Source organism: Klebsiella sp. ME-303 (assembly GCF_007910085.1).
In the GTDB taxonomy this organism is placed as follows: domain Bacteria; phylum Pseudomonadota; class Gammaproteobacteria; order Enterobacterales; family Enterobacteriaceae; genus Klebsiella; species Klebsiella michiganensis.
The window spans coordinates 166,871-174,960 of the sequence record NZ_VOJB01000088.1 but is presented as its reverse complement, the minus strand read 5'-3'; the positions used below and the strand labels follow the sequence as shown (position 1 = coordinate 174,960).

General features: G+C 55.3%; 7 protein-coding genes. 4 read left to right on the top strand and 3 right to left on the bottom strand.

Going from position 1 to position 8,090, the window contains the following annotated elements:
• Nucleotides 1–170: 170 nt before the first annotated feature.
• Nucleotides 171–608 carry an acetyltransferase gene (locus FQK12_RS19830; RefSeq protein WP_009651731.1) on the bottom strand — a complete coding sequence of 146 codons (438 nt, stop codon included), beginning with the start codon at nt 606–608 and terminating at the stop codon, nt 171–173.
• A 156-nt stretch (nt 609–764) separates the two neighbouring features.
• Here FQK12_RS19830 and metA point away from each other — a divergent pair, with 156 nt between their 5' ends.
• The 4 genes from metA to aceK all read left to right on the top strand — a co-directional run bounded on the left by metA (nt 765) and on the right by aceK (nt 6,687).
• On the top strand, nt 765–1,694 hold the full coding sequence (gene metA, locus FQK12_RS19825) for a homoserine O-succinyltransferase (protein ID WP_014227509.1): 930 nt from the start codon (nt 765–767) through the stop codon (nt 1,692–1,694).
• A 259-nt stretch (nt 1,695–1,953) separates the two neighbouring features.
• Nucleotides 1,954–3,555: a malate synthase A gene (gene aceB / locus FQK12_RS19820; protein ID WP_014227510.1), complete on the top strand. Its 1,602-nt coding sequence runs from the start codon at nt 1,954–1,956 to the stop codon at nt 3,553–3,555.
• Between the two features lie 31 nt (nt 3,556–3,586).
• Nucleotides 3,587–4,891: an isocitrate lyase gene (gene aceA, locus FQK12_RS19815; protein WP_004097699.1), complete on the top strand. Its 1,305-nt coding sequence runs from the start codon at nt 3,587–3,589 to the stop codon at nt 4,889–4,891.
• A 53-nt stretch (nt 4,892–4,944) separates the two neighbouring features.
• Complete coding sequence (gene aceK, locus FQK12_RS19810; protein ID WP_014227511.1) at nt 4,945–6,687, top strand: bifunctional isocitrate dehydrogenase kinase/phosphatase; 1,743 nt, start codon at nt 4,945–4,947, stop codon at nt 6,685–6,687.
• A 13-nt stretch (nt 6,688–6,700) separates the two neighbouring features.
• Here the strand turns inward: aceK and FQK12_RS19805 are convergent, their stop codons facing one another.
• Nucleotides 6,701–7,105 carry an ASCH domain-containing protein gene (locus tag FQK12_RS19805; RefSeq protein WP_089046458.1) on the bottom strand — a complete coding sequence of 135 codons (405 nt, stop codon included), beginning with the start codon at nt 7,103–7,105 and terminating at the stop codon, nt 6,701–6,703.
• Between the two features lie 9 nt (nt 7,106–7,114).
• Nucleotides 7,115–7,942: a glyoxylate bypass operon transcriptional repressor IclR gene (gene iclR, locus FQK12_RS19800; protein WP_004097706.1), complete on the bottom strand. Its 828-nt coding sequence runs from the start codon at nt 7,940–7,942 to the stop codon at nt 7,115–7,117.
• Nucleotides 7,943–8,090 lie beyond the last annotated feature (148 nt).

Sequence of the window (8,090 nt, the reverse complement as noted above, 5' to 3'; positions counted from 1 at the left end):
CTCAGAAGTGAAACGCCGTAGCGCCGATGGTAGTGTGGGGTCTCCCCATGTGAGAGTAGGGAACTGCCAGGCATCAAACAAGTGAAGAGCCCATCCTGACGGATGGGCTTTTTGCGTTTTTGTCGTCTGAACCGACCGGACATCGGTTATCCTTATCCAGTCTTACTTCATTACTCATGTACCAAATTCAATAACGGATAGGGTTTGCCAAGATCGTCCGTCTCAGAACGGCCTGTCACCTTAAAGCCCATCTTCTTATAAAATCCGACCGCTTGTTCATTCTGCTCATTAACGTTGGTCGTCAGTTTGGGCGCTAACGTCAGCGCGTGTTCAATCAACAGCTTACCCACGCCGCAGCCGCGGACCGTAGGGTCAACGAATAGCGCATCCATATGTTCCCCCGTAAGTAGCATAAAGGCGACCGGCTCGTCTTTCTCCGTCACCGCGACCCACAGCGGCGCTTCGGGTAAAAACGCGCTCACCAGATCTTCCAGTTCCGCTCTATACTCTTTTGATAAAAAATCGTGCGTTGCATCGACCGACCGACGCCAGATCGCAATCAGTTTTTTCCCTTCATCATGCCGTGAACGGCGGATACTAATAACCATATTTGCTCCTTTTCTTTGTTCTTATATTCTAACTCAAATGTCTCCGTGAAATTTTCTCACCCTGCACCTGCAGGCTCGACATTCACCTTATTCCTGGGTATCTTCAGCTGTCTGGATGTCTAAACGTTTATACGTATGCTATGAGGTAATAAAGTTATGCCAATTCGGGTGCAGGACGAGCTACCGGCCGTCAATTTCTTGCGTAATGAAAACGTCTTTGTGATGACGACAACTCGCGCGACGACTCAGGAAATCCGCCCGCTGAAGGTGCTCATCCTTAATCTGATGCCGAAGAAAATCGAGACTGAGAATCAGTTTTTGCGACTGCTTTCCAACTCTCCTCTGCAGCTTGATATCCAGCTGCTGCGCATCGATGCCCGCGAATCACGTAATACGCCGGCGGAACACCTGAACAACTTCTACTGCAACTTTGAAGATATTTGCGATCAGAACTTTGATGGCCTGATTGTTACCGGTGCGCCTTTAGGTTTGGTTGAATTTAATGACGTTGCCTACTGGCCGCAGATAAAACAGGTGCTGGAATGGGCTAAAGATCATGTTACCTCAACGCTGTTTGTCTGTTGGGCGGTACAGGCAGCCCTCAATATCCTCTACGGTATCCCTAAACAGACCCGCTCTGAGAAGATTTCCGGGGTCTACGAACACCATATCGTGCAACCTCATGCCTTGTTAACCCGCGGCTTTGACGATAGCTTTCTGGCCCCGCACTCGCGCTATGCCGATTTCCCGGCGGCGCTGATACGCGACTACACCGACCTCGAGATCCTGGCGGAAACAGAAGAGGGCGACGCCTACCTGTTCGCCAGCAAAGATAAGCGCATCGCCTTCGTGACCGGTCACCCGGAATATGACGCGAACACCCTGGCCAGCGAATTCTTCCGCGATGTGGAAGCGGGTCTCGATCCGCAGGTTCCACATAATTATTTCCCGCAGAACGATCCGCAGAACAAACCGCGCGCCACCTGGCGAAGCCATGGCAATTTGCTGTTTATCAACTGGCTGAATTATTACGTCTACCAGATCACGCCATACGATCTACGCCATATGAATCCGACTCTGGATTAATCTTCTACACAACGCGATCCTAAAGCGTTTCAGCATTTTGCCTCTGGCACCTTCGGGTGCCTTTTTTATTTCCGAAATGCAGCTCATATTGTAATTAAACTTTATTTATATTGTTATCAATAGGTTAAATGATAATTAAATTAAAAATGGAAATTGTTTTTGATTTTGAAAAATAAATGCGTAGTCTTAATTGTGCTGAACGAAAACTACACAACGATCTTACGTTCGCGCCAACTGGATCAACCAAGAGGAGCAGCACATGACGCAGCAGGCGACAATCACTGACGAACTGGCTTTTAGCCAGCCATATGGCGACCAGGAGAAGCAAATCTTAACGCCTGAGGCCGTAGAATTTCTGACCGAGCTGGTGCGCCGCTTTACGCCTGAGCGCAATAAACTCCTGGCCGCGCGTATCCAGCAGCAGCAGGCAATTGATAACGGCAAGCTTCCCGATTTTATTTCGGAAACGGATTCCATTCGTAGCGGTGATTGGAAGATCCGCGGCATTCCGGACGATTTGCAGGATCGGCGGGTAGAAATTACCGGTCCGGTAGAGCGCAAGATGGTCATCAATGCGCTCAATGCGAATGTAAAAGTCTTTATGGCGGATTTCGAAGACTCACTGGCGCCCGAATGGAGCAAAGTCATTGATGGGCAAATTAACCTGCGCGATGCGGTTAACGGCACCATCAGCTACACCAATGAAGCCGGCAAGATTTATCAGCTGAAGCCGAACCCGGCGCTGCTGATCTGCCGCGTGCGCGGTCTGCATCTGCCGGAAAAACACGTGACGTGGCGCAGGGAAGCGATTCCCGGCAGTCTGTTCGACTTCGCCCTCTATTTCTTCCACAACTACAAAGCGTTACTGGAAAAAGGCAGCGGCCCCTATTTCTATCTGCCGAAGACTCAGGCCTGGCAGGAAGCCGCGTGGTGGAGTGAAGTATTTAGCTTTACGGAAGACCGTTTTGAGCTGCCGCGCGGCACCATCAAAGCCACGCTGCTGATCGAAACGCTGCCCGCCGTATTCCAGATGGACGAAATTCTGCACGCCCTGCGCGACCATATTGTGGGTCTGAACTGCGGGCGCTGGGACTACATCTTCAGCTATATCAAAACGCTGAAGAATCATCCGGATCGCGTTCTGCCGGACCGTCAGGTGGTGACGATGGACAAGCCTTTCCTCAGCGCCTACTCGCGATTGTTGATTAAGACCTGCCACAGGCGCGGCGCGTTTGCGATGGGCGGCATGGCGGCCTTTATTCCGAGCAAAGATGCCGAGCGAAACAACCAGGTGCTGAACAAGGTAAAAGCGGACAAATCGCTGGAGGCGAATAACGGTCATGACGGTACCTGGATCGCGCATCCCGGGCTGGCTGACACCGCGATGGCCGTCTTTAACGGCGTACTGGGCGAGAACAAAAATCAGCTGTCCGTTACCCGCGAAGACGATGCGCCGATTACCGCTGAACAGCTGTTGGCTCCCTGCGAGGGCGAACGAACCGAAGAGGGCATGCGCGCCAACATTCGCGTGGCGGTGCAGTACATCGAGGCGTGGATTTCCGGCAACGGCTGCGTACCGATTTATGGCCTGATGGAAGATGCGGCGACGGCGGAAATCTCCCGTACCTCTATCTGGCAATGGATCCACCATGAGAAAACCCTCAGTAACGGCACACCGGTCACCAAAGCGCTGTTCCGCCAGTGGCTGGCCGAAGAGATGCGGGTGATTCAGGACGAACTGGGCGAGCACCGCTACAGCAGCGGGCGTTTTGATGAAGCCGCTCGCCTGATGGAACAGATCACCACCTCCGACGAGCTGATTGATTTCTTAACCCTGCCGGGCTACCGCCTTCTGGCCTAATTCACCACACAACAATATGGAGCATCTGCACATGAAAACCCGTACCCAACAAATCGAAGAATTAAACAAAGAGTGGACGAATCCGCGCTGGGAAGGCATTACTCGCCCATACAGCGCCGAAGATGTGGTGAAGCTGCGCGGCTCGGTCAACCCGGAATGTACTCTGGCGCAGCTGGGCGCGGCAAAGATGTGGCGACTGCTGCACGGGGAAGCGAAAAAAGGCTACGTCAACAGCTTGGGCGCGCTGACCGGCGGTCAGGCGCTGCAGCAGGCGAAAGCGGGCATTGAAGCGATTTATCTTTCCGGCTGGCAGGTCGCAGCGGACGCCAACCTGGCCTCCAGCATGTATCCGGATCAATCGCTCTATCCGGCGAACTCGGTACCGGCCGTGGTCGATCGGATCAACAACAGCTTCCGCCGCGCGGATCAGATCCAGTGGTCTGCGGGCATTGAGCCGAACGATCCGCGTTATACCGATTATTTCCTGCCGATCGTCGCCGATGCGGAAGCGGGGTTTGGCGGCGTGCTTAATGCGTTTGAGCTGATGAAATCGATGATTGAGGCCGGTGCAGCGGCCGTACACTTCGAAGACCAGCTGGCATCGGTGAAAAAATGCGGCCATATGGGCGGCAAAGTGCTGGTTCCCACGCAAGAGGCGATTCAGAAACTGGTCGCCGCGCGTCTGGCGGCGGACGTCATGGGCGTGCCGACGCTGGTGATCGCTCGCACTGACGCCGATGCGGCGGATTTAATTACCTCAGACTGCGATCCTTACGATCGCCAGTTCATTACCGGCGACCGTACCAGCGAAGGTTTCTTCCGTACCCATGCCGGTATCGAACAGGCCATCAGCCGCGGGCTGGCCTACGCGCCCTATGCCGACCTGGTGTGGTGTGAGACCTCTACCCCGGACCTTGAGCTGGCGAAGCGCTTTGCCGACGCGATCCACGCGAAATATCCGGGCAAACTGCTGGCCTACAACTGCTCGCCGTCGTTTAACTGGCAGAAAAAGCTGGATGATAAAACCATTGCCAGCTTCCAGCAGCAGCTGTCGGATATGGGCTACAAGTATCAGTTCATCACCCTGGCCGGTATTCACAGCATGTGGTTCAACATGTTCGACCTGGCCCACGCCTACGCCCAGGGCGAGGGGATGAAGCACTACGTTGAGAAGGTCCAGCAGCCGGAGTTCGCGGCGGCTAAAGATGGCTACACCTTTGTCTCTCATCAGCAGGAGGTCGGCACCGGATACTTCGATAAGGTCACCACCATTATCCAGGGCGGAGCCTCATCAGTCACGGCGTTAACCGGCTCTACAGAAGAAGATCAGTTCTGATAATTTCCCCCTCTCCCTCTCTCCGGGGGAGAGGGATGGGTGAGGGGGAAGAGATGACGCGTGGCCTGGAATTATTGATTGCTCAAACTATTTTGCAGGGTTTTGACGCCCAGTACGGTCGTTTTCTTGAAGTGACTTCCGGCGCCCAGCAGCGCTTTGAACAGGCTGACTGGCATGCCGTCCAGCAGGCGATGAAGCAGCGTATTCATCTCTACGATCACCATGTCGGCCTGGTCGTCGAGCAGCTGCGCTGCATTACCGATGGTAAAAATACCGATACCGATTTTTTGCTGCGGGTAAAAGAACACTATACCCACCTGCTGCCGGATTACCCTCGTTTCGAAATTGCGGAGAGCTTTTTCAATTCCGTTTATTGCCGGTTGTTTGACCACCGCTCGCTGACTTCCGAGCGGCTTTTTATTTTCAGCTCTCAGCCAGAGCGGCGCTTACGCGCCATCCCGCGCCCGCTGGCCAAAGATTTCTTCCCCGAGCGCGGCTGGGACACGCTATTACGCAAAGTGTTATCCGATCTTCCTCTCCGTCTGCCGTGGCAAAACAGCGCGCGCGATATCGGTTATATCACCGCTTGCCTGCAGGAGGCGCTCGGCAGCGAGCTGCTTTCCCGCTCGTACCTGCAGGTGGCGAATGAACTGTTTTACCGCAATAAGGCGGCCTGGCTGGTAGGCAAACTGGTTACGCCGATGGCGACGCTGCCTTTTCTTCTGCCAATCCATCGCACCGATGAAGGCGAATTGTTTGTCGATGCCTGTCTGACGATGCATGCCGAAGCCAGCATCGTTTTTGGCTTCGCCCGCTCCTATTTTATGGTTTACGCGCCGCTACCCGGCGCGCTGGTCGAGTGGCTGCGCGAGATTCTCCCGGGGAAAACCACCGCTGAACTGTACATGGCGATTGGCTGCCAGAAGCATGCGAAAACCGAGAGCTATCGGGAATACCTGCACTATATTTCCCGCAGCGATGAGCAATTTATTGAAGCGCCGGGGATTCGCGGCATGGTGATGCTGGTGTTTACTTTGCCGGGATTTGATCGGGTATTTAAAGTCATTAAGGACCGCTTTGCGCCACAGAAAGAGATGACCGCCGCCCACGTGCGCGCCTGCTATCAGCTGGTCAAAGAGCACGACCGCGTGGGAAGGATGGCCGATACCCAGGAGTTTGAGAACTTCGTCCTGGAGAAACGGCAAATTGCGCCCGAACTTATGGCCCTGTTACAAACCGAAGCCGGAGCGAAAATTACCGATCTCGGCGATCGGATTGCGATCAGCCATCTTTATATCGAGCGGCGGATGGTGCCGCTGAATATCTGGCTGGAGCAGGTGGACGGTCCGGCGCTGCGCGATGCGGTAGAGGAGTACGGCAACGCCATTCGTCAGCTGGCCGCCGCCAACATTTTCCCCGGCGATATGCTATTTAAAAACTTTGGCGTCACGCGTCACGGCCGGGTGGTGTTCTACGATTACGATGAAATTTGCTATATGACGGAGGTGAATTTCCGCGAGATCCCGCCGGCGCGCTACCCGGAGGATGAACTCGCCAGCGAGCCCTGGTATAGCGTCTCGCCTGGCGATGTTTTTCCGGAAGAGTTTCGCCACTGGCTGTGCGCTGACCCGCGCATCGGACCGCTATTTGAAGAGATGCACGCCGACCTGCTGCGCGCCGACTACTGGCGGGAGCTGCAAACGCGTATCCGCAACGGCCACGTGGAAGACGTCTACGCCTATCGCCGCCGTCAGCGTTTTAGCGTGCGCTACGGCGACCTGAAGCAGGCGGGATAGCCGATGGCCTGCTTCAGGCTGCTTCGATAACGGCAAATTCTTCGTACACCAGCTCCATATCCGGCGCCCAGGTGCCTTCGCGTTCAAAGAATGCCTGATGCGCCGATTGCCAGTAAGCGAGGCTCAAATCACCTTCGCCCTCCAGCGCGGCGAGCTCAGGGCTCATTTCGTTAAAACGAATGAGCCTGAGGGTCAGGGTGCGTATCACGCAGACGGCTTTCCCTTTGCCGTCCAGCACAATGTGATACGCCCCCGGCGTCACGGGCGGCTGCTCCTGCTGATAGCTGGTAAGCGAGCCGCAGGTGCCGCGCTTCTTCCCGGCGATAACCAGGGCAGCCAGCTCGTCGGCCAGCGCCGGTGAATCGCCGAAAGACCAGCAGAAAGCAGAAGGGTATTTATCCTGCCAGTAGGATTTCAGATCGCTCATTTAGCGCACTCCGCCGTAGGCCAGCGTCACTTCTTTCGCCGCTTTAATCACCATCGCGCCGAACTCGGTCACGCGGTCATCGGTAATACGGGAAATGGGCCCGGAAATGGAGATGGCGGCGAACGGCTCACGATGTTCATCATAAATGCACGACGCTACGCAGCGCAGGCCCAGCGCGTGTTCTTCGTCATCAAACGAGTAGCCGCGCTTACGCGTCTGGGCCAGGTCCTCTTTCAGATGTACCGGCGATACCAGGGTGGCATGGGTATAAGCGTGCAGACCTTGACGGTGCAGCAGGCCGGTAACCTGCTCTTCGCTTAGCTGCGACAGAAACGCCTTTCCGGCGCCGGAAGCGTGCATCGGCAGCTTACCGCCAATCGGTGCCGACATACGCATCAGCTGCGTACACTGCACCTGATCGATAATAATCGCCTGATGATCGCTCTGGTCAAGCACCGCGAGGTTAACCGTTTCACCGGAATCTTCCATCAGCTGACGCAAAATCGGATGGACGATCGCCAACAGATTACGGCTTTGCAGGAAGCTGCTGCCGACGACGAAAGCATGGGCGCCCACCGACCAGTGGCCCAGCTCACCGACCTGACGAACAAAACCCAGCTGCTGCATGGTCGTCAGCAGGCGGTGAGTCGTGGAGTTAGGCAGGCCGGCCTGCTGGGCCAGTTCGGTCAGCGCCACGCTGCCGTGGGATTCAGCAATCCATTCGAGCAGCTTCAGTCCGCGGGTCAGGGACTGAACTTGCCCGCCGGCCGGAGCGGCGGCGGGGGAGGCAGGTTTTCTGCCGCGTTTTGCGGGAGCGGGGGTCGCCATCGCGAACTCCTTTTTTCTGTATCGTGGAAATGATTTTCGTTTTATTTGGCGATAATGCAATCACTACCCGACTGATCGGATGAGTGAAGCTGAACATGTCTCATCTTGCCCGCTGTTCTCTTTTCCACCCCTTCGGTTTGTGCCAGTA